The organism is Falsiroseomonas sp., from assembly GCF_051859025.1.
GTDB lineage: Bacteria > Pseudomonadota > Alphaproteobacteria > Acetobacterales > Acetobacteraceae > Falsiroseomonas.
In genome coordinates, this window is record NZ_JBHYGL010000001.1 from 319,001 (window position 1) to 344,456 (window position 25,456).

The following is a 25,456-nucleotide window of genomic DNA, read 5'->3' on the forward strand; positions in this document are numbered from 1 at the left end:
TGACATGGTGCGCCAGTCAGCGGCCGGCGTCACGCCGGCCGAGGCCGCGAATGCGGCCCGCCGCCAGTGCGGCGAGCCAAGCGGCCGGAGGCCGCGCCCGGCGCCTGAGGGCACCGAGAAGGGTCTTCAGTCGGCCGTCACCTTCGCGGCGCGCACCACGGGGCCCCAGCGGTCGAATTCCTCCCGCACGAAGGCATCGGTGCGGGCGGGGTCCATCCAGATCGGCTCGCTGGCCAGGTCCACGAGGCGGGCCTTCATCGCATCGCTGTCGAGGATGCGGCGCATCTCCTCCGACAGCCGGTCCACGATGGGGCGCGGCAGTCCGCGCGGGCCGAACAGGCCGGTCCAGCTGCGGACGGAGTAGCCTGGCACACCCTGTTCCGCGATGGTCGGGATGTCCGGGCGGAAGCGCACCCTTTCGCTGGTGCCGACGCCGATGATGCGAAGGCGCCCGGACTGCGCGGGCCCGATCACGGTCGGCAGGTTCATGAAGGCGATGGGGATGGTGCCGGCGATGAGGTCCGTCGCGACGGGGCCGCCGCCGCGATAGGGGACATGCACCATCTCGACGTTGTTCAGCATCCTGAACAGCTCACCGGCCAGATGGTTGGAGGAGGCGGTGCCGGAGGAGCCGAAGGAGAGGCCGCCGGGCGTCGCGCGGATGCGGGCCAGCAGTTCCGGCACATTGGTGATGCCGGTGGCGGGGTTCACCGCCAGCACGTTCGGCACATCCACCATCATCGCGATGCCCGTCAGCACCTGGCGCACATCATAGCCGAGGTCGGGCGAGACGAGGGGGTGGAAGACGTGGTTGGAGGCGGAGGAGATCAGCAGCGTGTAGCCATCCGGCCGGGCGCGCACGACCTGGCCCATGCCGATGGAGCCGCCGCCGCCAGCGCGGTTTTCCACCACCACGGATTGGCCGAGCCGTTCCGCCAGCATCGGCGCGACGAGGCGGGCGGTGACGTCGTTCGACCCGCCCGGCGCCCAGGGGACGACCAGGGTGATGGGGCGGTTCGGCCAGTTGTCCTGGGCGTGGGCCAGGGCCGGCAGGAAGAGCGGGGTGGCGAGCAGCGCGCGGCGCAGCATGGACGGCCTCCGTGTGGTTGTTGGGGCCGAGGTAACGCGTGGCCGCGCGCTTCGCCACCCCGTTTCAGCGCCCCGCTTCAGTGGGCGGCCTCGAACCCCTCAGCCAGCCAGCCCGTCCAGCCGCCGATCATGAGCTTCACGGGGCGACCCAGGGAGGCCAGGCGCACCGCCGCCTTGTCCGCTCCGTTGCAGTGGGGGCCGGCGCAATAGACGACGAAGAGGGTGGCTGGCGGCCAGGCGGCCAGGCGTTCGGGCGTCATCTCCCGCCGCGGCAGGTTCAGCGCGCCTGGGACATGGCCGCGGGCGAAGGCGTTGGGGCCGCGCACGTCGAGCAGGACGAAGCCGGGATCGGGGCCGCGCATCGCGGTGTGGACGTCGTCGCAATCGGTCTCGAAGGAGAGCTTGGCGGCGAAGTGGCGGGCGGCCTGGTCGGAGGGGGCGGCCTGGGTTTCGGTGACGGGGTTGGGCATCGGGGCCTCCTGCGGTTGGGGTGGCCGAAGGGTGGCGGTTGGGGTCCGTGCTGGCGACTGGCAGGGATGCCAGCTATCGTCAGGATCATGCCAAATGGTCCGCACAATCCGCTGGTCGTCGCGCTGGCCTATGACGGGCTCTGCACCTTCGAATTCGGCCTGGCGGTGGAGGTCTTCGGGCTGGCGCGGCCGGAGATGGGGCCGGGCTGGTACCGCTTCGCCGTGGCGGGGGAGCGCGCGGGGCCGCTGCGCGCGGCGGGCGGCGTGACCGTGACGGCGGAGGCGGGGCTCGATCTGCTGGCGCAGGCGGGCACGGTGGTGGTGCCGGGCTGGCGGGGGATCGAGGCGCCGGTGCCCGACGCAGTCTGCGCGGCGCTGCGGGCGGCGCATGGGCGGGGCGCGCGGGTGATGTCGCTGTGTTCGGGCATCGTCGTGCTGGCCGCCGCGGGGCTGCTGGATGGCCAGCGCTGCACGACCCATTGGCGCTACGCGCAAGCGCTGGCGGCGCGCTTCCCGGCGCTGCGGGTGGACCCGGCGGTGCTGTATGTGGATGGCGGCAGCGTTCTGACGGCGGCGGGCAGCGCGGCGGGGCTGGATCTTTGCCTGCACCTGGTGCGGCGCGATTTCGGCGCGGAGGCCGCGAACAGCGTGGCCCGGCGGCTTGTGGTGCCGCCGCAGCGGGAGGGCGGGCAGGCGCAGTTCATCCCCCGCCCGGTGCCGCCACGGCCGGGCACGCGACTGGCGCCGCTGCTGGATGCGATGCGCGCCACCCTGGATCAGGATTGGCCGCTGGAACGGATGGCGGCGGAGGGCGCGATGAGCCTGCGCAGCCTGCATCGCCGCTTCGTGGAGGCGACGGGGATGGCGCCGGGCGCCTGGCTGCTGGCGGAACGCGTGGCGCGCGCGCAGGAATTGCTGGAGACGAGCGACCTGCCGATGGAGGCCCTCGCGATGCAGGCGGGCTTCGGCACGGCGGCGACGCTGCGGCTGCATTTCCGGGCGAGGACAGGGACGAGCCCGACGGCCTGGCGGGCGCGGTTCGGGCGGAGGGCTGCCTGACGGGCGCATCGCTTGCGGGTGGCGATGCCGAAGTGGCAATGAAGGCCCGGACGTTCGAAGCGGAGGCGGCGCGACATGGCAACAGATGACACGCCATCCCCGTCATCCCTGTCCGCCGAAAGGTTCGCACGCATTTCGGCGCTTTTCCGCCAGAACCAGGCCGATGACGCTGCCTTCGCGGGCACGGCCAACCGGCGCTTCCTGCGGTTCAACTGCAATCCCGCGCGGCGGTGGCCGGGCGTCGAGTGGATCAACAGGCCGGAGGGGTACCACTCGCTTGGCGAGGGCCGTGGCTGGACGGCTGATCCCATGCGTGATGCGCCAACGCCGCGCTTCCGCACGCGCAGCCGCAAGGCGTCCAACCTGGCAGATCTTTGCGAGTTCGAAAGCAGTTGGTGGCTGCTCGCCTCGGCGCGCTGCGCCGCGGTTTTCGCGCGCCTGCAGCCGGAAGCGGTCGACATCCTGCCGGTCGAGGTGCAACTGGGCGACGGCACCGTGCTGCCGGCCGGCGACTACGCCATGGTGGATGTCGTCAATATCCTGCCCGCCTATGACCATGCGGCGAGCGGGCTTGAGGTGGTAAACACCGAATACGGAAGCCGCTACCTGCCGCCCGACTACGACCGCATCATCCTGCGGGATGAGGTCGTGGCCGGACAGCATCTGTTCCGGGACGAGGTGAACCGGTATCGCCTGTGGGTTTCCGTCGAGGTGCGGGATGCGCTGCGGAAGGCAAAGGTGACCAGCGCGACCTATAGCTGGCCGGATCGCAGCAACTTCACCGACTTCGACCGTTAAGCCCGCCTCACCCCACCGCGCGGCGCACCCCGTTCCACAGCGCCACCGCATCCGCGCCCCCCTGGTCGCGCGACGCCAGCCGCACAGCGGTATGCGCCATGACCAACTGGCTGCGGGGATGCACGAAGATCACCTGGCCGCGCACGCCCTGGAGGGCGAAGCTCTCGCGGTCCGGGAAGATCCAGGTCTGGTAGCCATAGCCATAGAAGCGGCCGGCCTGCGCCACATGGGCGCGGGTCATGGCGGCGATCCAGGCCTCCGGCACCGCCTGGCGGCCGGAAGGGGTGGCGCCGCCGCGGGCCATCAGCAGGCCGATCCGCGCATAGTCCCGCAGCACAGCATTCACGCCCATGTAGCCGAGCTCCGTGCCGGATGCGTCGGTCATCCAGGTGGCGGTGGCCTCCGCGCCCATCGGGCCCCACACCTTCTCCGCCAGCACGGCGGAAAGCGGGCGGGCGAGGGCGGCGCGGAGGACGAGGGCGAGCACATAGGTCTCGGCGGAGGCATAGTAGTAGCGCGCGCCGGGGGCCGCGATGCGGTCGTTGAAGGGGGCCACGGCGACGGCGCCACCTGGCGTCGCGCGGCCGATGGTGTTGCGGCCGAGAATGGCGCTGTCGTCGGTGCCGTCATAATCCTCCCGGAACCGGACGCCCGAGGACATGGTGAGCAGGTGGCGGAGCGGCGTCGCGCCGTATTCGGTGCCGGCGAGCATCGGCACATGGGCCGAGGCCGGCGCATCGAGGCTGCCGATCGCACCCTCGGCCTGCGCGATGCCGACCAGCAGCGCCGTCATCGTCTTGGCCATGGAGAAGCTGGCGAAGCGGTGCGCGGGGGTGCGGGCGTACTGGTAGCGCTCCACCAGGATGGTGTCGCCCCTCGCGACCAGCAGGCCGGTGGCGGGGTTGCGGTCCAGGTAGCCATCGATGTCGTAGCGCCCGCCGCCCAGCACGGCGGCGCCTTCATAGCCGATCGAGGGCTCTGAGGGGGCGCGGCGCCAGGGCGTGGCCGTGCCGGCGGGGATGGGGTTGGCGGGGAAGAGTTCGTCGGCGCGGGACAGCCCATCCACCACCGTCGCCGGCTGGACCCAGTTGCGCGCCGTGGCGCGGGTGAAGCCGCCATCGGCCTGGGCGTAGAGGGCGAGGTTCGGCCCGCCCGCCCGCGTGCCGATGCCGTTCGCGAAGGTGAAGGCCGTGCCGCCCGTCGCCGCGCCGGTGCAGCGCGTGAGGAGCAGCGCGGGCAGGGCGAGGAGGGCGCGGCGGCGCATCTCAGCCGGCCAGCCTGGCGGCCAGGGCCTGGCCGAAGGCCCGCGTGCCCATCGGGCCGCCGAGGTCCACGGTTCGCGTGGCGGGGTCCGCCAGCAGCGCATCCACCGTATCGTTGATGGCGCGTGCGGCGGCGCCAGCCTGCGCGTTGCCGCGCCGCTTCTCATGCCATTCGAGAAGCATCGCGGCGGAGAGGATCAGGGACACCGGGTTGGCCTTGTCCTGCCCGGCGATGTCCGGCGCGCTGCCATGCTGGGCCTGGGCGCAGCAGAGCAACTCATTCTCGTTGGTGGAACCCGCGAGGCCGAGGCCGCCCGAGAGTTCGGAGGCGAGGTCGGAGAGGATGTCGGCGTGGAAATTCGTCGCCACCAGCACGTCGAAGCGCTGGGGGTCGCGGACCAGGATGGCGGCGCAGGCATCGACGATGATCTCGTCCAGCACCACATCGGGGAAGCGTTCCGCCACTTCGCGCACGCAGCGCAGCCAGAAGCCGTCCGTCACGATGAAGGTGTTGGCCTTGTGCACGGCCGTCACCTTGCGGCGGCGGATACGGGCCAGTTCGAAGGCGCGCTCCGCGATGCGGATGCAGGCGTGGCGTGTGAGTTTCCGCATGGAGATCGCGACATCGGGCGTGGGCATGAATTCGCCGCTGCCCATGAACATGTTGCGGTCGGGGTAGAAGCCCTCCGTCGCCTCCCGCATGATCACGAGGTCGAGCGGCTGGTGGCCGCGACCGAGGCCGGGGCGCGTGCGCGCGGGGCGGACATTGGCGTAGAGGTCCATGCCCACCCTGAACGCCGCGGAGACGTTGACGCCGCCCTTGTCCTTGGTCGGGTAGTCGAGATGGCTGATGGGGCCGAGGATGACGCCATCGCAGGACTTCGCGGCCTCCATGACGGAAGGCGGCAGGGTTGTGCCCTGGGCGGCCAGCGTCTTCAGGCCGATGTCGTGGAAGTCGTAGGTCAGGCCGAGGCCGAAGCGCGCATCGGCGGCGCGGAGCACATGGAGGGTGGCGTCCGTGATTTCCGGCCCGATGCCGTCGCCGGGCAGCACGATGAAGCGGGGCATGGCGTTTCCTTCCGGGTGTTGGCGGCAGGCTAGGACGTCGGCGCGGTGCTGGGAATGCGCGCGGAATTTCGTTGCATCCCGCGCGAAATCGCGTGTAGAGCGCGCGCCCCGCGTCTTGTCGGCGCGGCCATGGCAGGCCTGGCCTGCGATCACCTCGAAGGAACCACCACCGTGACCCGCCGTCCCGACCCGTTGGAGGAACGCGCCCGCGCCCTGGCCCTCGAAGCCGGGCAGGATCCCGAAGCCCGGGTGCCGAACCCGCTGAAGCCCGACAAGACCATGCCGGGATGGACGCTGTTCCGCGATGCCGCGCGCGATGCGCTGAACCAGGCGCGCATGGCGGAGGCGGCGGCGAATATCGCGCATCAGCCGGAGGGATTCCGTGACTCGCCGCTGGCGATCTTCGGGGAGCATGAGGAAGCGACCATCGGGCAGATGCGCAACTGCATGCGCGTCGGCCATGCGGTGGCGGGCGTGCTCTGCGCGGATGGGCATCTCGGCTACGCGCAGCCCGTCGGCGGCGTGATTGCCTATGAGGGGCAGGTCAGCATCTCCGGCGTCGGCTTCGACATCGGCTGCGGCAACATGGCCGTGCGGCTCGACACGCCCTTCACGGCGATCGAGGCGCGGGTGCCGCAGATCCTGTCCGACATCCGCGCCGCCGTCAGCTTCGGCGTCGGCCGCGCGAATGGGGAAAGGGTGGAGCACGCCGTGCTGGATGACGACGCGGCGTGGGAGGCGTCCGGCATGCGCGACTATCGCCAGAAGGCAGCCGCGCAGCTCGGCACCGTGGGGGGCGGCAACCATTATGTCGACCTGATGCGGGACGAGGCGGGCTTCGTCTGGATCGGCGTGCATTTCGGCAGCCGTGGCCTTGGCCATTCCAGTGCCACGCATTTCCTCAAGATCGCGGGCGGGAAGGATGGCATGCATGTGCCGCCGACCGTGGTGGCGGAGGATGGGGAGCTTGGCGCGCGGTATCTCGCCGCGATGGAGTTGGCCGGGCGCTACGCCTATGCCGGGCGCGAATGGGTGGTGGAACGCGTGCGCCGGATCATCGGCGGCGTGGTGACGGACAGCGTCCACAACCATCACAACTACGCCTGGCGTGAGGAGCATGGCGGCCGGTCGGTCTGGGTGGTGCGGAAGGGGGCGACGCCGGCCTTCCCGGGCCAGCGGGGCTTCGTCGGCGGGTCCATGGGCGATGACGCCGTGATCGTGGAGGGGGTGGAGAGCGAGGCGTCACGCCGCGCGCTCTATTCCACCATCCATGGCGCGGGGCGCGTCTTCGGGCGGAAGGAGGCGAAGCGCCGCTTCAGCCAGGCCCAGATGGAGGCCTGGCTGAAGGAACGCGGCGTGCTGCTCTCCGGCGGGGAGCTGGACGAAAGCCCGATGGCCTATCGCCGCCTGCCGGATGTGCTGGCCCATCACGAGGGTACGGTGGTGGTGCGCCATCGCCTGCGCCCCTTCGCGGTGGCCATGGCCGGGGAGGGGGAGTTCGACCCCTTCAAGGACTGACGGGCGCGGGGCGGCGGGGGAGACCCCGCCGCCCTTGGCGTAACGCCGAGGCGCGCCCTTGGCATAACGCCGAGGCGCGCCCTTGGCATAACGCCGAGGCGCGCCCTTGGCGCGACTCTTAGGCGCGCCCTTGGCGCGACGCGGCCGCGCGGCCTAGTTTCGGCATCAGGAGGACCAAGATGCCGCAATCGAGCAACCCGGGCGGCGCCCGGATGATCACCGCCGCACAGGCCGCCCTGCTGGTGAAGCCGGGCGACGTGCTGGATTACGGCATCACCTTCAGCCAGCCCGATGCCTTCGACCGGGCGCTGGCGAAGCGCGTCGGCGAACTCCGCGACATCACCATTCGCAACTGCCTGTCCATGCGCCCGCGCGCGGTGCTGGATGCCGATCCCGAAGGCCGGGTCTTCACCATCTTCAACTGGCATTTCTCCGGCTATGACCGGCGCCAGCATGATGCGGGGCGGACGCACTACATCCCCTGCAATCTGGGGGAAATCCCGGACTACTACCGGCGGTTCATCGATCGCGTGGACATCGCCATCATCAAGGCGACGCCGCCCGATGCCGACGGGTTCTTCAACCTCGGCCCGACCAGCCTGTGGCATCGCGCGGTCATGGAACGCGCGAAGACCATCGTGCTGGAGATCACGCCGAGCCTGCCCCGCGTGCACGGCAGCGATGTGCGCATCCATGCGACGGAGGTGGACTACCTGATCGAGGGCGACGCCACGCCGACGCCGGAACTGCCGAGCACCACGCCGACCGATGTGGACCGCGCCGTGGCCAGGCTGATCGCGCAGGAGGTGGAGGATGGGGCCTGCCTGCAGATCGGCATCGGCGGCATGCCGAACGCGGTGTGTTCGCTGCTGCTGGAGGCGGGGGTCAAGGACCTCGGCATCCATAGCGAGATGCTGAATGACGGGCTGGTCGATCTGTACCGCGCGGGGCTGGTGACGGGGGCGCAGAAGGTCACGGACCCCGGGCGCATCGCCTACAGCTTCGCGCTGGGGACGAAGAAGCTTTACGACACCATCACGGATAATGCGGATTTCATCTGCCATCCCGTGGACTTCACCAACATGCCGGATGTGATCGCGCGCAACCCGCGGGCGATCGCCATCAACAACACCACGCAGATCGATTTGCAGGGCCAGGCCAGTTCCGAAAGCGACGGCCACCGCCACATCAGCGGCACGGGCGGGCAGTTGCAATTCGTGCGCGGCGCCTATGCATCCCGCGGCGGGAAATCCTTCATCTGCCTGGCTTCGACCTATGAGAAGCGGGGGGAGCGGCGGAGCCGGGTGGTGCTGGAACTGACGGCGGGCAATGTCGTCACCACGCCGCGGTCGGACATGATGTTTGTCGTCACGGAATACGGGATCGCGAACCTCAAGGGGCGGTCGGTGGCGGAGCGGGCGAAGGCGATCATCGGCCTGGCGCATCCGGATTACCGGGAGGGGCTGGCGCGGGAGGCGCGGGCGAAGGGGCTGGTGCCCCCACACTATCTCTGACGCGCATCATCGCTGATTCGTGAGGAAACGCGCCACCGCGCTGCCACGCTTCGCCCCGAGAATGGACGCCAGCCGCAAGGATACACCGCCGTGACCATCCGCCGCCGCCACCTGCTGCCCCTTGCCGCGCTGCCCTTCGCGCCGCGTCCTGCCCATGCGGTGACGCGGCGGGAGATCGATGACGCCGCCACCCCGGCCCTGCGGCGGATGCGGGAGGGGGAGGCGACGCGGGTGCTGTCGGAGAATGCGCGGGCGATCCTGGTCTTCCCCCGCATCATCCGGGCGGGCTTCGCGATCGGCGGGCAGTATGGCAATGGCGCGCTGTTCGCCGGTGGCGCGCCCCATGCGCGGGTGGAACGCGTGCCCGCGCCCCTGCCGCGGCCGCAGCCGCCGGGCACGCCGCTCGCGCCCCCCGTGCCGGTGCCGCCGGCCTCCCGCGTGGAGACCCCGGCGCCGGAGCCCTGGTCCCACCTCGGCTACTACAATTTCGCGGGCGCCAGCTTCGGCCTGCAGATCGGCGCGCAGGCCTATGGACTGGCGATGTTCTTCATGACGGACGCCGCCTTCAGCTTCTTCCGCCGGACGGAGGGGTGGGAGATCGGGACCGGACCCTCCGTCGTCGCGCTGGATGCGGGCATGGCGGGGAGCCTGACCTCCTCCACCATGAGCCAGTCCGTCTATTCCGTGACCTTCGGGCAGCAGGGGCTGATGGCGACGCTGAGCCTGGAGGGCACCAAGATCACCCGCATCAGGCCCGATTGATCAGCGGGCCAGCGCCCTCGCCACCATTCCGCAGAAGGCGCCGACCTTGTCCGGGTTCACCCAGCGCAGCACGGCGACCACATCGGCGCCGGGCCACATCCAGGTGACGTTGCCGCCCGCGCCCATGGCGAAGACGCTGTCCGCCGGTGCGCCGGGCCAGCGCCCCGCACCGTTCAGCCACCACAGGAAGCCGTAGCTCGGGTTGAGCGGGCAGGGGGCGAGGGACTGCTTCACCCAGCCCTCCGGCAGGATGCGGCGCCCCGCCCAGACCCCGTCATTCAGCACCAGGCGGCCGACCAGGGCCTGGTCCTCCGCGCCGATCCGCATGCCGCCGCCCCAATGGGTGCCGCCGGGGACGGAGGGGAGGCGGCGGCCATCGATCTCCACCCAGGCATTGTCATAGGGGTACCAGACCCAGTCCCGGCTGCCGCCGATCGGGTCCATGATCCGCTCCGCGAAGATTTCCGGCAGCGGGCGGCGGAACAAATGCAGCAGCGACAGCGACAGGCGGTTCACGCGGACGTCGTTGTATTCCCAGTGGGTGCCGGGTGCCTGCAACGGCCTCGCGACGCCCTTGGGGCCGGCGCCCTCCCGCGCCAGGTCGCGGCCGCGGTCGATGAGGTCGGACTTGCCGAAAAGCTCGCCCTCCCATTCCGAGGTATTCGTCAGCAGGTGGCGCCAGGTGATGTTGCCGTTCTGGTCGCTCTCGAACCCGCCATCATGGACGCGGCGGCGGACGGGCTCGTCGAGGTCCGGCAGCAGGCCGTCGCCATGGGCGATGCCGGCCAGCAGGCTGAGGTAGGATTTCGCCACGCTGAAGGTCATGTCTGCCTGGCGCGTGTCGCCCCAGCCGGCCAGGCGGCGGCCGCCCTGTTCGATCAGCCCGTTGGGGGCGCCGCGGGGGAAGACGGGGCCGATGACGGCGTTGTGGGGCGGCGGGTCGAAATGCCCGGCCTCCAGATGCGCCAGCAGGTCGCGCGGGAAGGGGGATTCGTTCGCTTCGGCGAAGGCGACGGCATCGGACAGGGACGGTTCGGTCATCCGCGCAGGGTGCCCCCGCGCCGCGGTTAGCGGAACCCCCCGGCGAAGGCCGGCATAACCCCCTGACACCGGGCGGCGAAGTGCCCACATTCGTCGGCAACATGAGGAGAGAGAGCATGGCGACCGAGACCGCGACCCTGGGGGGCGGCTGCTTCTGGTGCATCGAGGGCGCGCTGCGGCACCTCAACGGCGTCGCCAGCGTCCATTCCGGCTATTCCGGCGGCCATGTCGCCAACCCGAGCTATGAGGAAGTCTGCGGCAAGAAGACAGGGCATGCGGAGGTGGTGCAGGTGGTCTTCGACCCTGCCGTCATCTCCTACGCCGATCTGCTGCGGATGTTCTTCACCCTGCATGACCCGACCACCAAGGACCGCCAGGGCAACGATGTCGGCCCCCAGTACCGCAGCATCATCCTGTTCCATTCCGCGGAGCAGGAGGCGACGGCGCGCCAGGTGATGGCGGAGATCGAGGCCGCCAGGCTCTATCCCGGCCCGGTGGTGACGGAACTGCTCCCCTTCCAGCACTATTGGCCCGGGGAGGCCGAGCACCAGGACTACTTCGCGCGCAACCCCTGGTCCGGCTATTGCCGGGTGGTGGTGGCGCCGAAGGTCGCGAAGTTCCGCAAGACCTTCGCCGATCGCCTGAAGTCGGCCGCGGCCTGAAGGAGAACCAGAAGAAATGTCCATCTTCGGCAAGACCAAGACTGCGGAAAACTTCCCCGTGGAGAAGACGGACGCCGAATGGCGGGAAGTCCTCTCCCCGGAGGCCTTCCGCGTGCTGCGCGGCCATGGCACGGAACGGCCGGGCACCAGCCCGCTGAACGGGGAAAAGCGCCCCGGCATCTTCGCCTGCGCGGGTTGCGGGCATGAGCTGTTCGACGCCGGCACCAAGTTCGAATCGGGCACGGGCTGGCCGAGCTTCTTCCGCCCGCTGCCCGGCGGCATCGCCACCACCACGGACCGCAGCTTCTTCATGACGCGGACGGAGGTGCATTGCGCGCAATGCGGCGGGCACCTCGGCCATGTCTTCCCGGATGGGCCGCCGCCGACCGGGGAACGCTACTGCATGAATGGCGTGTCCCTGGCCTTCGTCCCGGCCGGGCAGCCGGCGGCGGAATGACCTTAGTTTAGCCTCACGCCCGCTGGACATTCGGGTGGCCCGCCCCGATTTTGGGGTGGATCACGGCCACCCGAAAGTCCCTTCCATTGCGCTGGCGCCTTCCCTCCCTGGTCCTGCCGATCCTGCTGGCCATCACGCCCGCCGCGCGGGCCGACCTGGTCTATGTCCTCAATTCGGGGGAGGCCTCGATCACCGTGCTCGATGCCGTGACGCGGCAGGAAGTGCGGCGGATTCCCGTGCTGCGCGAACCGCACCACCTGGTGCTGACGCCGGACGGGTCCGAACTCGTCATCGCGGATAGCGGGGGGAACGAGGTCTTTTTCGTGAAGCCGGAGACGGGGGAGGTGCTGCGCCGGGCCCGCATCTCCAACCCCTACCACCTGGAATACAGCCCGGACGGGAAGTACCTGGTGATCGCCAGCCTGCGGCGGGACCAGGTGGATATCCTGGATGCCGCGACGCTGGAACTGGTCCACCGCTTCCGCCCGGGCGACAAGCCCAGCCACGTCGCCTTCACCCCGGACAGCCGCACGGTCTTCGTGACCATGCAGGGGGACCGCGCCGTCGCCGCCTTCGACATGGGCACGCGCACCCATCTCTGGACCCAGGAAGTGGGGCCGGAACCCGCGGGCATCATCTGGCATCGCGGCAGGCTCATCATCGGCATCATGGGCAGCGACCATTTCGTGACGCTCGATCCGGTGACGCGGGAGGTTCGGCAGGCCTTCACGCTGGGCCGCGGGGCGCACACCATCTTCCCATCCCCCGATGGCCGCAGCCTGTATGCCACCAGCCGGGTGGACAGCCGCCTGGCGGAAATCGATCCCGAGACGCTGGCGGTGCGCCGGACCTGGGCGATCCCGGGCGGGCCGGACTGCCTGACCTTCGACCCCGAGGGGCGGGTCTGGATGACGCTGCGCTGGATCGGCCGGGTCGCGGTGCTCGACCCCCGGGGTGACACGTGGGAGACGGTGCGCGTCGGCCGGTCCCCGCATGGCATCTTCTTCAAGCCGCGGCGGGACGGGGTGGGCGGTGATTTCGCGCTGTCCATGGCGGGCGCCACATCCGGCACCCGGCCGTTGGCCACGCCGTTGCCGCGCCGCCCCCATGCCGGGGCGCCGCCGCCCGCCGGCATCGTGCCCGGCAGCATCCCGGCCGCGCCGGCCATCCCCGCATCGCTGCGCCGCACGCCTTGAAGCGCCGGGGGTTTCTCGGCGCCGGGGCCGGGCTGATGGCGGCCCCCGCGCTGGCGCAGCGCGCCCCGCAGGGCTGCCGGGGGCCGGTCTACCTGACCATCGATACGGGCTGGAGCCGGGAGGCGGAGGCGATCGCCGCCATCCTCCGCCGCCACGCCATCACCACCACGCTGTTCATCGCCAACGAACCCACCTTCCGCGGCGATACCACGCTGTCCGATGCCTGGGCGCCCTTCTGGCGCGCCCGCGTCGCGGAAGGCCACGCCTTCGCCAGCCACACCTGGCGGCACTGGTATTTCGCGGGCGACCCGGCGCCCGGCCGCACCACCTTCCGGTCCCGCCGGAACGAGGGGCAGGAGGTGCTGGACCAGCAGGGCCTCTGCGCTGAACTCGCCCGGCCGATCGAGGCGCTGCGCCGCTTCGCGCCGGAAGCCCGCGTGCTGCCGCTGTGGCGCGCCCCCGGCGGCATCACCACGCCCAACGCCGTGCGCCTGGCCGCCGCCTGCGGGCTGCGCCACCAGGGCTGGACGCGCAACGGCTTCCTCGGCGACGAACTCGACAGCGCCGCCCACCCCAATGCCGCGCTGCTGCGCCGCAACCTGGCCGCGGTGCAGCCGGGGGAGGTGCTGGTGATGCATTGGGGCGTGCGCAGCCGCCGTGAACCCTTCGCCGGCATCCTGGAAGAATTGATCACCGGCCTCATGGCGCGCGGCCTGTGTTTCGAGGCGCTGCCGGCCGAGGGGAAAGCCTGATGTTCGACTGGATGGCCGATACCTACGGCCTGTTCACGGGCTGGCTGTTCGAGGAAGCGGTGCAGCCCGCGATGTATGCGCTCGGCCTGATGGATTGGGCGGAGGAAGCCTTCCACTGGCTCGACTTCTTCGTCTTCGGGCTGCTCGGCATCGGCGTGGTCTACCTGGTGTGCCGGCCGCTGGAGGCCTGGCGGCCGGTGGAGCGGTGGGAAGATGGCAGCGCGGTCTGGACCGACGTGGTCTACACGCTGCTCGCGCGGCTCGGCATCCTGCCGCTGCTGGCCTTCGTGCTGTTCGCCGCCGTGCAGGTGCGCATCGAGGGCCTGATCGCCGATAGCGGCTGGGTGCCGCCGACGCTGGAAAGCACCTTCCCGGGCCTCCGCGAAACCCCGCTGCTGGCGCTGCTGATCTACATCGTCATCCTGGATTTCGGCGAATACTGGCGCCACCGCTTCCAGCACACCTTCGGCTGGTGGTGGGCGCTGCATTCCGTGCACCACGCCCAGAAGCAGATGACCTTCTGGACCGATGACCGGAACCACGTGATCGACGATGTCATCGCCGCCGCCTGGTTCGGCGTGATCGCGGTGGCGATCGGCGTGCCGCCCGGCCAGTTCCCGATCATCCTGCTGGTGCTGCGACTGGGGGAGAGCCTGTCCCATGCCAATGTGCGGCTCGATTTCGGGCGGGTGGGGGAAAGGCTGCTGGTCTCGCCCCGCTTCCACCGGCTGCATCACGGGCTGCTCTCGGCCGGCGCCACGGGGAAGAACTACGCGGTGCTGCTGCCGATCTGGGACTGGGTCTTCGGCACGGCGGATTTCGACCGTGGGCGCTATCCCAGCACGGGCGATCCCACCGCCCCCGAGAGCCTGGCCTCCGGCGGCTGGGTCCGGCAGCAGGTGGACGGGACGAAGCGCCTGGTGCGGGCGCTGCGGGGTCGGGACGCCTGAGGGTCAGCCTGCTGGCGCTGCCGCCGTGCCAGCCGCTGGCGCTACAGGTAGGCTGATGATGAAGGTGGTGCTGCCATCGGCGGAATCCGCCGCCAGCGTGCCGCCCATGTCGTTGATGATGCCGTAGCTGATCGACAGGCCGAGGCCTGTGCCCTCTCCCACCGGCTTGGTGGTGAAGAAGGGGGCGAAGATGCGGGGCAGGATGTCGGGCGGGATGCCGCCGGCCTCGTCCCGCACCGCCAGGCGCACCCAGCCATCCGCGGCGGTGGCGGCGATGGCGATGATCCGCGGCGGCGCATCGGTGGCCTCCGGCGCCGGGCCATAGGCGTCGCAGGCATTGGCGATCAGGTTGACCATCACCTGTTCCAGCGGCACGGCCTGGCCGACCACGGAAGGCAGGTCGAGCGGCAGATCCTCCACCACCCGCACGCGGTGGCGTTCCAGCTTGAAGGCCAGCAGGTCCCGCGCGCCCCGCACCGCGGCGGCCAGGGGGACGGGGCCGCTGGCTTCCCCGCCCATGCGGCCGAAGATGCGCATGTGGTCGATGACGGTGGAGGCGCGGCGCGCCATCTGCAGGATGCGGTCCAGCCGGCCGGCGAGGGCAGGGGGGTCCAGCGCGCCCCGTTCCAGCTGCTTCAGCGCGTTCTGCGCGGCCAGGGTGATGGCGGTCAGCGGCTGGTTCAGCTCATGCGCCATGCCGGTCGCCAATTCGCCGAGCTGCGCGAGCTTGGAGGCCTGGGCGAGTTGCGCCACCCGGTCGCGTTCCTGGGCCTGCAGCCGGTCCAGCCGCTCCATCGATTCCGCCAGCAGCCGCAGCGGCAGCGACCGCAGCAGCACGAAGGAGGCGCCGGCCAGGGCCATGCCGATCACGGCCAGGAAGGCGGTCCATCCGACGACGTCGTTGATGGAGCGGGAGATCTCCACCGACCCGGCGACGACGCCGGAATCATAGATGGGATGGCGGACCGCGATGGCGGGCTTCGCAGCCGGCCGCCCGATGGTGGCGACCGGCCTGCCTGCCCCGTCCAGCACGCGCCAGTGCTTCGGCGCCTCGGCTTCGGTGAAGGGGGTCAGGCGTCCCAGGATGCGCGCATTCTCGTACACCCAGGCATCGGGATTGCGGGTGACGAATTCGGTCATGACATTCGCAGCCGACCCCGCCCGGGCCTGGAGCGTGGCGGTGATGGCGACGCGCGCGGAGACGAGATACGCCGCCGGCAGCGCCACCATGACGATCAAGGAGACGGTGAGGGCGAGCGCGGTGATGACCCGCACGATGCGCGGGTCGATGCGCCCGGTATCCAGGCCCGTCACGGCGCGGGCGGGCCGTAGCCGAGGTTGAGCAGCGTTTCGCGCGCGGCGTCGCCCGCCAGGAAGTCGAGGAAGGGCGCGACGGCGGGGACGGGGTCCGCGGCCCAGGCGATGTGCAGCGTGCGGGACAGCGGGTAGCGCCCCGCTTCCACCGCATCCAGGGTTGGCGCGACGCCTTCCAGCGCCAGGGGCCGCAGGCGCAGGGCCTCCGCCCGCAACTGGCCGATGGACATCACGCCGATGGAGCCGGCCATGGCCTGCAGGGCTTCCGCATTCTCCTGGTCCGTGCCGACCGTCACCAGGCCGGGGCGGCGCAGCGCGATGGCGACGCTGCGCGCCATCTCCGGCGAAAGGCCGGCGAGCAATTGCCAGTCCGAGTCCGACGCTTCCCGCCGCACCAGGCGCAGGCGGTTGCCTTCCGGCCAGGTCGTCACATCGCCGCGCAGGATGGCGGCGAAGCGGTCGAGCGTGATGGCCGCGCTGTTCGTGCCGCCGCCGGTGACGATGGCGATGGGGGTGCGGGCATAGGGGCGGGCGCTAAGGCCGCGGGCCGCTTCCTCCGGCAGCAGGGGCCGGGCCAGCAGGCCAAGGTCGATCGCCCGTGCCAGCAAGGCCCGGATGCCCCCGCCGGTGCCGAGGCTCGGCAGCAATTCCACGCTGTGGCCGGGATGCAGCGCGGCGTAGAGCGCGGCCACGCGGCGCATGGCGGCCAGCGCCATGCCGGTGCCGCCCGCGCGCAGGACCGCTTCCTCGGCCCGCGGGGCGAGGATCGGCGTGGCCAGGGCGGATGCCGCCAGGGCCGGCAGGGCACGACGAGGCAGGCGCATGAAAGCTTCGATCCTCCGGCGCACAATAGAATGCGGGAGCGTTGCCGGCCAGTTAGCACGAAGCCGGAAGGATCGGGGCTGGCTGAAACAGGGCTATTTGTAGTTGGGCTGGTAGCCCTGCGGCGGCTGGCCGTGGTGCCATTGGCCGTACTGGTCGTACCAGCCGCCATAGCGGGGGTCGTAGGGCTGGGCCAGGCGGGGTTCGGTGGGGATGGCATCGGGCTGCGGCGGCGGCGTCAGCGCCCCCGCCAGGGTGCCGAGCGCGCCGCCGATCAGCGCGCCGCGCCCGGCACTGCCGGTGACGGAGCCGATCAGCGCACCGGCGCCTGTGCCGATGGCGGCGCCCGTCAGCGCCCGCTGGTTACGGTCATTCGGATCGGAACAGGCGGCCAGCACGAGCAGCGGCGCGAGGATCAGGGCAAGGCGGGGCGTCATGGGCGGCTCCTGGTGGCGCTCGGGCAGGCGGCGCGGGCCGCCTGCCGGCCAGGGCCCATATCGTTAGCCGCGGGCGATGGTTCCATGGGCCGATCTTCGCCCCCCTGCGGTTCATGTCGCGCACCGTGCGGGCAAACGATTTGCGCTCCGCGCGGGCAAACGATTGCACCTTTCAGCGCGTTGATGGTTTCGCTATGGGGAATGCATCGGATCCGGAGATCGGGACATGAACCGCAGGGCGATTCTGGGCGGCGCGGCGGCGCTGCTGGGTGGCGCGGGTGCCGCGCGGGCGCAGCAGGCGGTGCCTCATCACGGCCTGCCGATCCCCTCCGACCGGATGGCACCGCTGCGGGGTTCCGGCCCCGTCACGCTGACCCCCGCGCAATACGCGCAGCGCTTCGTGGACAGCCCCGCCCCGGCCGGCCCCCCGGGCCGCTGGGTGGAACGTGCGACGCTGCCGCTGCCGCGCACGGAAATGGCCTGGGCCGCGGAATGGGACAACAAGCTGCACGTCATCGGCGGCTATGCCGAGCAGCGGGTGGACAACAGCTACCACCACGTCTTCGACCCGGCGGCGAACAGCTGGGTGGAGAAGGCCCGCCTGCCGCGCGGCGCGAACCATGTCGGCGTCGTCGCCAGCGCGGGGAAGATCTACGCCTTCGGCGGCTTCACCGCGCAGAACCGCCAGGCGGATGTGCTGGCCTTCGCCTATGACGTCGCCGCCGATCGCTGGGACCGGATCGCGGACATGCCGCGGCCGCGCGGCGCCGGCGCGCTGGCGGCGGTGGGGGGGCGCATCCACCATATCGGGGGCGCGTCGAACCCGGATACGGAACGCGCCTCGGTCGGCTGGCATGAGGTCTATGACCCCCAGGCGGACCGGTGGGAGCGCCGCAAGGCCCTGCCCGGCGCGCGGGACCATGCCGGCGTCGTCGTCCATAACGGCCTGATCCACATCGTGGGCGGCCGCTTCAACACCTTCGAATACAACACCGGCCTGCACCATGTGTACGACGCGGCGGCGGACCAGTGGACCACGCGGTCGCCCCTGCCGACGGCGCGGTCGGGCCATGGCCTGGTGGTCTATCGGGGCCGCTTCTTCGCCATGGGCGGCGAAAGCGGCGTCTTCGTGAACCGGGAGCTGACCGGCCAGGTGCATGGCCAGATGGAAAGCTACGACCCGGCCTCCGACACCTGGCAGCACCACGCGCCGATGCCGACGCCGCGCCACGGCATGGGCGCGGTGACGATCGGGGATTTCATCTACGTCGCCGGCGGCGGCCCGATCGTGGGCGGCGGCATCAAGACGGCGGTGCATGAGGCGTTCACGCTGGGCTGATGCGGCGCCGTTCCTTCCTCGCCGCGCCGGCCCTCCTGCTGGCGCGGCCCGGCTTCGCCGCCACCGCGCAGGGGGAGGCCGCGCGTGGGCTGGTCGCCGCGCTGCGGGCCGGTGGCGTGGTGGTGGTGATGCGGCATGGCATCACGGATCGCAGCCAGGTGGATACGGGGGACCTCTCCAACCGCGCCGGGCAGCGCAACCTCAGCGAGGCCGGGCGCGAACAATCCCGCCGCACGGGGCGCGCGCTGGCGGCACTCGGCGTGCCGTTGGGGCAGGTGCTGGCGAGCCCGGTGTTCCGGGCGCGTGATACCGCCGAACTGGCCTTCGGCGCGCGCGCGGTGGTGGAGCCGCTGCTGACCGCGGATGACTACACGCCCGATGCCGCGCAATTGGCCCGGCAGATCGCCTGGCTGCGGGCGCGGACGGGCAGGCCCTCCGCCGCTGGCGCCACGGACATCCTGGTGGGGCATATCGTGCCGCTCGGCATGGTGCTCGGCCGCGGGCTGGCGCAGGCCGAATATCCAGAGGGCAGCCTGGCGATATTCGCGCCGGGCCAGGATGCCGGGCGGCTGATGGGCATCCTGGCTGCGGAAACGCTACCCCAGTAGCGTCCGCGCCGCGAAGCCCGCCGCGGCCGTCACCGCCAGCGTGCGCACCACGCCGAGCTTCAGGACGAACAGGCAGACCGCCGCCAGCGCACTGAGCGCCGCCGCATCGGGCACCATGCTCAGCGGGTCCGGCACGTCCAGCACCATCGGGCCGATCGCCAGCTTCTCCACCCGCGTGAAGATGACGCGCAGCGCGAACCACAGGGCCAGGTTCGCGATCACGCCCACCACCGCCGCCGTCACCCCCGCCAGCGCGCCCTTGAGGCGCGGATTGGCGTGCAGCGTCTCCACGAAGGGGGCGCCGAGGAAGATGAAGGCGAAGCAGGGGGTGAAGGTGACCCAGACCGTGAGCATCGCGCCCGCCATGCCGCCCAGGATGCCGCCATCCCGGAAGGCCGCCAGGAAGCCCACGAATTGCAGCACCAGGATCAGCGGCCCCGGCGTGGTCTCCGCCAGGCCGAGCCCGGCCAGCATGTCGGCGGCGGAAAGCCAGCCGTAGAACTCCACCGCTTCCTGCGCGACATAGGCCAGCACGGCATAGGCGCCGCCGAAGGTGACGACCGCCATCTTGGAGAAGAACCAGGCGATGTCGCCGAAGGTGCCGGCGCCCATCAGCATTGCCACCGGCCAGAACCACAGCGCCACCGCCACCAGGCCGGCGCGGCGGGCCGCCGCGGTCATGGCGGGGATGCGGCCGGGGTCGGCCGCGATCAGCGCATCCAGCAGCGCCGGCGGGCCCGCCTTGGCCGCGCCATGCCCGCCACCGGCGAAGGCATGCGGCAGCGCATAGCCGACGAGCCCCGCTACCAGCACGACCACGGGGAAGGGGACATCGAAGGCGAAGAGCGCGACGAAGGCCGCCAGCGCCATGCCCCAGGCGATGCCCCCCTTCAGCGCGCGCCGCGCGACGCGGACCAGGGCTTCCACCACCAGGACCAGCACGGCGCATTTCAGGCCGAAGAACAGCGCCCCCACCAGCGGCACGTCGCCGAGCGTGGCGTAGAGGATGGTCAGCGCCATCATCACCGCGACGCCGGGCAGGATGAAGGCGATGCCCGCCAGCAGCCCGCCCTTCACGCCATGCATCAGCCAGCCGAGATAGGTGGCAAGCTGCTGTGCCTCCGGCCCCGGCAGCAGCATGCAGAAATTCAGCGCGTGCAGGAAACGCGCATCGGAGATCCAGTGGCGCTGTTCCACCACCTCCCGGTGCATCAGGGCGATCTGCGCGGCGGGGCCGCCGAAGCTGAGCAGCCCGATGCGCCACCAGACGGGGGCGGCTTCCTTCAGCGTGGGGAAGGCGGGCGGGGGTCGCGTGTCCATCAGCGGGATCCCGAGGCGGGCCAGTCATGCACCTCCTCCGTCGCATCCCGGCACCACAGGTGGAAGGCGTCATAGAGGGCGAGGCCGGCTTCCAGCTGCGCCAGATCGTCCCGGTGCAGGCGCGACAGGCCGAGCGAGACGGCGAGGAGGCCTGCGGCCTGCGGGGCCATGTCCGGCCGCCCCGTATCCGCGCCGCGCACCAGCATCGCCAGGCGTTCCAGCGTGGGCGTGCGCAGGCCGAATTCCTCCAGCATCGTGTCGAAGGTGCAGCCTTCCCCGCGATGGGTCCAGAAGACGCCCTCGATGTCGAAGGGGGTGGCGCCGAAACGCTCCGCCACCGCTTCCACCTGGGATGCCGCGACGTAGAGGAAGACGGCGGAGGGATCGACGAAGCGGCGGATCAGCCAGGGGCAGGCGATGCGGTCCACCTTGGGGCGCGCGCGCGTCACCCAGACGGTGCGGCCCTCTGCATCCCGCGGCGGGATGGCGGCTGGTTCCACCAGGGGCATCCGCGCATCGCGCCAGGCCGCGAAGCCGCCTTCCAGCACCTCCGCCCGCGCGCCTTCATGGCGGAGCCAGGCGGCGACGCCCTCGCTGATCTTCAGGCCGCGCTGGCAGACCACCACCACGTCGCGGTCATCGAAGTCTCGGGCCCAGGATGCGACATGGGTATGGCTGCGTTGATCGCTGGCGGGCAGCAGGCGCGGGTCATCGGCCACATCCTCCGCGATGCGGACATCGAGGATGACGGGCGCATCGGGCAGGCCCACCTGGCGAGCGAGGTGCTGCACGGTGATCGAATTGGGGGAGGGCATAAGCGTCCATCCGGGATGAGTGGACGCGATGCTTGGGCTGACGCCTCACGGGGCGATCGCGAAGGCCCCTGAGCACCATTGTTGGCGACCAGCGGGCGTGGCTGTCAAGCAGCGGAAGGCCCCGCCGGGCACGCGCCCGGCGGGGATGGGTTCAGGAAGCCTTGCGACGGCTGGAGCCGCGGCTGTTCTCATTGGCTTCCGCGCTGCCCTGGGCGGATTGGATGAAGGCGGGGTTCACCTCGGATTCCGCCACATCGGTCAGCTTCTGGTCGGTCTCCTTCTCCTCCGCCAGGGTCTGGGCGAGGAGGTCGGCGAGCTGCTTCTGCCCGGCGGCCTTGGCGAGCGTGACCATCGTGCCATAGGCGGCGATCTCGTAATGCTCGATCCGCTGCGCGGCGGCGATGATGAGGACGTCGAGCATCTCGCCGCGATCGTTCTCCTCGATCTCATGCGTCGCTTCCTCGACCAGGCCGCGCATCGCCTCGCAGACCTTCCGGCCGGGCTTGCCGCCGATCATCTCGAGCGCCTGCTCGATGCGCTCCACCTGGCCCTCGGTCTGTTCCATATGCATCTGGATGCACTGCTTGAGTGCGGGGTGCGTCGCGTTCTTCATCATCTTCGGCATGGCCCGCAGAGCCTGGCGTTCGGCGCTGTAGGCGTCCTTGAGCTGGTCGATCATCAGCTTGGAGATATCGTCCATGGCATCGCTTCCTCTCTCACCCGTGCCGCCCAGATCGGCGGCCGTGGCAGGAGGAACGGGGCGGGCGGGGGGGCGGTTGCCCGGCGCCGCGTGACTATTCCGCGGCGGCGGGCAGCAGGCTTTGCCCGGGCCTGATCCGGCTGAAGGAGACGGGCTGCCAGTCGAGCGCGATGCGGTTGTCCGCGCGCAGCGTCGTGATGGTGGCGCTGAGGCCGGCGCTGTCACTGTCCGTTTGCGGAAAATCCTCGCGGAAATGCGCGCCGCGGCTTTCGCGCCTGGCCTGTGCGGCGGTGACGATGGCGCGGCTGACCAGCAGCAGGGAGCGGAGGTTGAGCCATTCCTGCCAGGCCAGGTCGAAGCCCCGCGCGCCATCGGCGATGCCGGTGGAATCGAGTTCGGCTTCGAGCGCATCGAGGCCGCTGGCGGCTTCGTCGAGGCCCGCTTCGTTGCGCAGGATTCCGGCCTTGTCCCACATCAGCTTGTGCAGCGCGTCGCGCAGCGGCGTGAGGCTGCGGGCGGGCTTCGCGAAGGGCGCCTCGGCCAGCGCGATGGCGGCGTCGAGCGCGGTGGGGCAGCGGTCCTCGAAGGCGCCATGGCGGGGCACAAAGCGCGCCATGCTGTCGCCGGCGATGCCACCGAAGACGGTGGAGTTGGCGACGCCGTTGCCACCCAGCCGGTTCGCGCCATGCACGCCGCCGGTATCCTCCCCGGCCGCGAACAGGCCCGGAAGATCGGTGCTGCCATCGGGGCGGAAGACGAGGCCGCCCATCATGTAGTGCGCCGTCGGCACCACCGGCACCTGGCCGCCGGCGAGGTCGAAGCCCATATCGGCGCAGCGCTCCACCATGCCCTTGAATTCACGCCGCACGCGATCGGGGCCGAGATGCGCCATGGCGATGTAGAGGCCGCCATGCTCGTTGGTGTTGCCGGCGAGCATCTCCCGGTACATCGCCCGCGATACGATGTCCCGCGTCGCGCGTTCATTCCGGGAATCGTATTTGTGCATGAAGCGCTCGCCGTCGCCGCCGAGCAGGAAGCCGCCGGAACCGCGCAGCCCTTCCTCGATGATCGTGCCGGTCATGCGGGTGCCGGGGCCGGCGAGGACGCCGGTCGGGTGGAACTGCACCATCTCCATGTCCCGCAGCCTGAGGCCGGCGCGCAGCGCCATCGCCATGCCGTCGCAGGATTTGTCGCCGGAGGGGGTATGGTAGGTGTACATCGTCGGGCCCCCGCCGGTGCCGAGCAGCACGGCCTTGGCCTTCGCGAAGACGTAGTCGCCCGAACGGATGTCGATCAGCAGCACGCCGCTGATACGGGCGCCGTCCCTGGACGGGATCAGGGCGAGGGCGCGGTGTTCCTCCAGCCGTTCGATCCCGCGCGCCCAGGTCTGTTCGGCCAGGCGGTTGATGATCTCGATGCCGGTCAAATCGCCCTTGTGGACGGTGCGGTCGAAGGTCTGGCCGGCGAAGGCCTTCTGGTGGATCGTGCCATCGGGGTTGCGGTCGAAGAAGCAGCCCCAGCGGTTTTCCAATTCGCGGATGCGTTGTTGCGCGACGGTGACGAGGGTCCAGGCGAGGTCCTGGTCATTCAGCCATTTGCCGCCGTCGAGCGTATCCATGAAATGGCGCTCGGCTGAATCGGCCGCGGCGAGGGCGACGTTGTAGCCGCCCTGGACCATGCGGGTGCAGCCGGATTTTCCGAGGAGCCCCTTCACCGCGACGGTGACCTTGAGGTCCGGCGCGCCCGCCTTGGCGTGCAGCGCGCCCAGCAGCCCGGCGCCGCCGGAGCCGATGACGAGGATGTCGGTGGTGTGGTGGCGGATGCGCGTCATCGCGGCCCTCTCGGAGAGGCCGGCACGCCGCAGCCGCAATCCTCCTGCGTCACGGGCGGGTTCTGCGGCAGGGGCTGGGAACTTCCGTCGGACGCGCCGACGAGAACGGCGATCAGGACACCCACGGCAACGACGACGACGGCGATCATGTAACCCCCAATCGGGCCAGCGCGGCGGCGCGCCGGTCCTGGACCTTCTGCTGGACCTCAGCGAACAGGCTTCCGCCATGGCTGTCCATGGCCACGAGCAACGGCCCGAAGTCACGGATGCGGAATCGCCAGAGGCTTTCAGGGTTCAGATCGTCGAGGTCAACATCCTCGATCGCCTCGATCCAGGTCGTCTCCAGCGCCGCGGTGCCGCCGATGATGGCGAGGTAGACGCCGCCGAGATCGGCGAAAGCCTGTTGTGACGATTCACGCAGGCCGCCCTTGCCGATAATGATCCGCACGCCCTCGCGCTCCATCAGGGGGCGGGTGAAGCGTTCCATGCGGTCCGATGTGGTGGTGCCGATGCAGACAGCCTCATAGCCGCTGTCATTCGTGGCGCGCTTGTCCACCTTGCGGACATTGGGGGCGGTGTGGATGACGGCGTGGCCGTTGAGGTCGAAGCGCGTGCGGCGGCCATGGTCGAACATGTGGATCTGGGTCGCGTCGCGGATGCCGAACAGCGTGTCCTGCAAGGTGACGTGATCACCGATGCGTAGCTTGCGGATATCGGCCTCGGTGCAGGGCATGTGCAGCGTGTGGTGGGTCATGGCGTCAGAACCCGATGCTCACGCCATCCGGCGTGAAGGTGGCGCTGGCGCGGCGGGCGCTGTGGCACTGGATGTTGACGGCGACGGGGTTCATCGTGATGTGCGTCGCCGCGATTTCCACATGCACGGCGAAGGCGGTGCTGTCGCCGCCCAGGCCCTGGGGGCCGATGCCGAGGCTGTTCACCGCATCGGCCAGCGACATTTCCAGCGCCGCGCCCTGTTCGTCCGTGCAGCGCGAACCGAGCGGCCGCGTCGCGGCGACCTTGGCCAGGTGCATGCAGAGGTCGCTGGTGCCGCCGATGCCGATGCCCATGATGGTCGGCGGGCAGACCTTGCCGCCGGCCTTCATCGCGGCATCGATGACGAAGCGCTTCACGCCGTTGAGGCCATCCGCCGGGATCAGCATCTGCAGGAAGGACCCGTTCTCGCTGCCCGATCCCTTGGGGATCATGGCCAGGCGCAGCACGCGCTCCTCCTCCACGAAATCGATGTTGATGACGGGGACATGCGCGCCGCAGCTCGTGTGTTCGTTCTGGCGGGTGATGGGGTGGACGACGGAGCTGCGCAGCGGGTGTTCGCGCGTGGCGCGCTCCGTCCCCCGCCGGATCGCCTGCTTCAGGGCCCAGCCATCAATCTCGACATTGCGGCCGATCTCGATGTTGAAGATGGGGATGCCGGTGTCCTGGCAGAGCAGGTTCTCCGTTCGCTCCGCCACGCCGATATTCTCGACCATCGTGGCCAGGATGGATTGCGCGGTCTCATCCGTCTCCGTCGCCACCAGGCTGGAAAAGCCTTCCTTGATGTCGTCGGGGAGGATCTTCAGCGCGCGGATGTAGAGGAGCTTGGCCGCTTCCTCGATCGCCTCCGGCGCGATGCGCAGCGGTTCCACGCCCTGACGTGTCATCAGCGTCATCGTTC

26 protein-coding genes are annotated in these 25,456 nt (G+C 70.5%); 12 read left to right on the forward strand and 14 right to left on the reverse strand.

Going from position 1 to position 25,456, the window contains the following annotated elements; genetic code table 11:
* Positions 1-126: 126 nt before the first annotated feature.
* Positions 127-1,089, reverse strand: a complete 963-nt coding sequence (locus tag ACTIE5_RS01640) for a Bug family tripartite tricarboxylate transporter substrate binding protein (RefSeq protein WP_439547947.1) — start codon at positions 1,087-1,089, stop codon at positions 127-129.
* 77 nt (positions 1,090-1,166) lie between these two features.
* Entirely contained in the window at positions 1,167-1,559 is a 393-nt protein-coding gene (locus ACTIE5_RS01645) for a rhodanese-like domain-containing protein (protein ID WP_439547948.1), read from the reverse strand.
* Between the two features lie 87 nt (positions 1,560-1,646).
* Between ACTIE5_RS01645 and ftrA the strand changes: the two genes are divergently transcribed.
* Both ftrA and ACTIE5_RS01655 read left to right on the forward strand, forming a co-directional pair.
* The gene (gene ftrA, locus ACTIE5_RS01650) at positions 1,647-2,618 is read left to right on the forward strand and encodes a transcriptional regulator FtrA (protein ID WP_439547949.1); all 972 of its coding nucleotides are present in this window, start codon (positions 1,647-1,649) and stop codon (positions 2,616-2,618) included.
* A gap of 309 nt (positions 2,619-2,927) precedes the next feature.
* Entirely contained in the window at positions 2,928-3,416 is a 489-nt protein-coding gene (locus ACTIE5_RS01655; RefSeq protein WP_439547950.1) for an imm11 family protein, read from the forward strand.
* Positions 3,417-3,423: 7 nt separating this feature from the next.
* On the opposite strand, the gene ACTIE5_RS01660 is transcribed toward ACTIE5_RS01655, so the two are convergent.
* Positions 3,424-4,680, reverse strand: a complete 1,257-nt coding sequence (locus tag ACTIE5_RS01660; RefSeq protein ID WP_439547951.1) for a serine hydrolase domain-containing protein — start codon at positions 4,678-4,680, stop codon at positions 3,424-3,426.
* Between the two features lies 1 nt (position 4,681).
* The gene (locus tag ACTIE5_RS01665) at positions 4,682-5,746 is read right to left on the reverse strand and encodes an isocitrate/isopropylmalate dehydrogenase family protein (protein ID WP_439547952.1); all 1,065 of its coding nucleotides are present in this window, start codon (positions 5,744-5,746) and stop codon (positions 4,682-4,684) included.
* A gap of 171 nt (positions 5,747-5,917) precedes the next feature.
* Here ACTIE5_RS01665 and ACTIE5_RS01670 point away from each other — a divergent pair, with 171 nt between their 5' ends.
* From ACTIE5_RS01670 to ACTIE5_RS01680, 3 genes are all read left to right on the forward strand, one after another.
* Positions 5,918-7,264 (forward strand): RtcB family protein, encoded by a 1,347-nt coding sequence (locus ACTIE5_RS01670; protein WP_439547953.1) that lies wholly within the window; start codon positions 5,918-5,920, stop codon positions 7,262-7,264.
* Positions 7,265-7,443: 179 nt separating this feature from the next.
* Complete coding sequence (locus ACTIE5_RS01675; RefSeq protein WP_439547954.1) at positions 7,444-8,778, forward strand: acetyl-CoA hydrolase/transferase family protein; 1,335 nt, start codon at positions 7,444-7,446, stop codon at positions 8,776-8,778.
* 90 nt (positions 8,779-8,868) lie between these two features.
* Entirely contained in the window at positions 8,869-9,540 is a 672-nt protein-coding gene (locus ACTIE5_RS01680) for a YSC84-related protein (protein WP_439547955.1), read from the forward strand.
* Here ACTIE5_RS01680 and ACTIE5_RS01685 read toward each other — a convergent pair whose 3' ends face one another.
* On the reverse strand, positions 9,541-10,581 hold the full coding sequence (locus ACTIE5_RS01685; protein WP_439547956.1) for a serine hydrolase domain-containing protein: 1,041 nt from the start codon (positions 10,579-10,581) through the stop codon (positions 9,541-9,543). It lies immediately after the preceding gene.
* 116 nt (positions 10,582-10,697) lie between these two features.
* Between ACTIE5_RS01685 and msrA the strand changes: the two genes are divergently transcribed.
* From msrA to ACTIE5_RS01710, 5 genes are all read left to right on the forward strand, one after another.
* A complete protein-coding gene (gene msrA, locus ACTIE5_RS01690) occupies positions 10,698-11,243 on the forward strand; it encodes a peptide-methionine (S)-S-oxide reductase MsrA (protein WP_439547957.1) in 546 nt (181 codons plus the stop codon).
* A gap of 16 nt (positions 11,244-11,259) precedes the next feature.
* Complete coding sequence (gene msrB, locus ACTIE5_RS01695) at positions 11,260-11,700, forward strand: peptide-methionine (R)-S-oxide reductase MsrB (protein WP_439547958.1); 441 nt, start codon at positions 11,260-11,262, stop codon at positions 11,698-11,700.
* 86 nt (positions 11,701-11,786) lie between these two features.
* Complete coding sequence (locus ACTIE5_RS01700) at positions 11,787-12,896, forward strand: YncE family protein (protein ID WP_439547959.1); 1,110 nt, start codon at positions 11,787-11,789, stop codon at positions 12,894-12,896.
* A 35-nt stretch (positions 12,897-12,931) separates the two neighbouring features.
* Positions 12,932-13,648 carry a polysaccharide deacetylase family protein gene (locus ACTIE5_RS01705; RefSeq protein WP_439547960.1) on the forward strand — a complete coding sequence of 239 codons (717 nt, stop codon included), beginning with the start codon at positions 12,932-12,934 and terminating at the stop codon, positions 13,646-13,648.
* Entirely contained in the window at positions 13,648-14,598 is a 951-nt protein-coding gene (locus ACTIE5_RS01710) for a sterol desaturase family protein (protein WP_439547961.1), read from the forward strand. The genes ACTIE5_RS01705 and ACTIE5_RS01710 overlap by 1 nt, the downstream gene beginning before the upstream one ends.
* Positions 14,599-14,601: 3 nt before the next feature.
* Here the strand turns inward: ACTIE5_RS01710 and ACTIE5_RS01715 are convergent, their stop codons facing one another.
* The 3 genes from ACTIE5_RS01715 to ACTIE5_RS01725 all read right to left on the reverse strand — a co-directional run bounded on the left by ACTIE5_RS01715 (position 14,602) and on the right by ACTIE5_RS01725 (position 17,171).
* Positions 14,602-15,912, reverse strand: a complete 1,311-nt coding sequence (locus ACTIE5_RS01715; protein WP_439547962.1) for a sensor histidine kinase — start codon at positions 15,910-15,912, stop codon at positions 14,602-14,604.
* Positions 15,909-16,736, reverse strand: coding sequence for a PstS family phosphate ABC transporter substrate-binding protein (locus ACTIE5_RS01720; RefSeq protein ID WP_439547963.1), 828 nt, complete (start codon positions 16,734-16,736; stop codon positions 15,909-15,911). Before ACTIE5_RS01720 ends, ACTIE5_RS01715 begins: the two co-directional genes overlap by 4 nt.
* Positions 16,737-16,829: 93 nt before the next feature.
* Positions 16,830-17,171, reverse strand: a complete 342-nt coding sequence (locus ACTIE5_RS01725; protein ID WP_439547964.1) for a YMGG-like glycine zipper-containing protein — start codon at positions 17,169-17,171, stop codon at positions 16,830-16,832.
* A 226-nt stretch (positions 17,172-17,397) separates the two neighbouring features.
* Between ACTIE5_RS01725 and ACTIE5_RS01730 the strand changes: the two genes are divergently transcribed.
* Together ACTIE5_RS01730 and ACTIE5_RS01735 are read left to right on the forward strand one after the other, a co-directional pair.
* Positions 17,398-18,510: a Kelch repeat-containing protein gene (locus ACTIE5_RS01730; protein WP_439547965.1), complete on the forward strand. Its 1,113-nt coding sequence runs from the start codon at positions 17,398-17,400 to the stop codon at positions 18,508-18,510.
* Positions 18,510-19,118 carry a histidine phosphatase family protein gene (locus ACTIE5_RS01735; protein WP_439547966.1) on the forward strand — a complete coding sequence of 203 codons (609 nt, stop codon included), beginning with the start codon at positions 18,510-18,512 and terminating at the stop codon, positions 19,116-19,118. Before ACTIE5_RS01730 ends, ACTIE5_RS01735 begins: the two co-directional genes overlap by 1 nt.
* Here the strand turns inward: ACTIE5_RS01735 and chrA are convergent.
* From chrA to ACTIE5_RS01765, 6 genes are all read right to left on the reverse strand, one after another.
* Positions 19,107-20,438, reverse strand: coding sequence for a chromate efflux transporter (gene chrA / locus ACTIE5_RS01740; RefSeq protein WP_439547967.1), 1,332 nt, complete (start codon positions 20,436-20,438; stop codon positions 19,107-19,109). The genes ACTIE5_RS01735 and chrA overlap by 12 nt on opposite strands.
* Complete coding sequence (locus tag ACTIE5_RS01745) at positions 20,438-21,253, reverse strand: chromate resistance protein ChrB domain-containing protein (protein WP_439547968.1); 816 nt, start codon at positions 21,251-21,253, stop codon at positions 20,438-20,440. Before ACTIE5_RS01745 ends, chrA begins: the two co-directional genes overlap by 1 nt.
* A 151-nt stretch (positions 21,254-21,404) precedes the next feature.
* Positions 21,405-21,953, reverse strand: coding sequence for a ferritin-like domain-containing protein (locus tag ACTIE5_RS01750; protein ID WP_439547969.1), 549 nt, complete (start codon positions 21,951-21,953; stop codon positions 21,405-21,407).
* A 94-nt stretch (positions 21,954-22,047) separates the two neighbouring features.
* Positions 22,048-23,784, reverse strand: a complete 1,737-nt coding sequence (locus ACTIE5_RS01755; RefSeq protein ID WP_439547970.1) for an L-aspartate oxidase — start codon at positions 23,782-23,784, stop codon at positions 22,048-22,050.
* Between the two features lie 145 nt (positions 23,785-23,929).
* Positions 23,930-24,538, reverse strand: coding sequence for a fumarate hydratase C-terminal domain-containing protein (locus tag ACTIE5_RS01760; protein WP_439547971.1), 609 nt, complete (start codon positions 24,536-24,538; stop codon positions 23,930-23,932).
* A 4-nt stretch (positions 24,539-24,542) separates the two neighbouring features.
* Entirely contained in the window at positions 24,543-25,451 is a 909-nt protein-coding gene (locus ACTIE5_RS01765; RefSeq protein WP_439547972.1) for a fumarate hydratase, read from the reverse strand.
* Positions 25,452-25,456 lie beyond the last annotated feature (5 nt).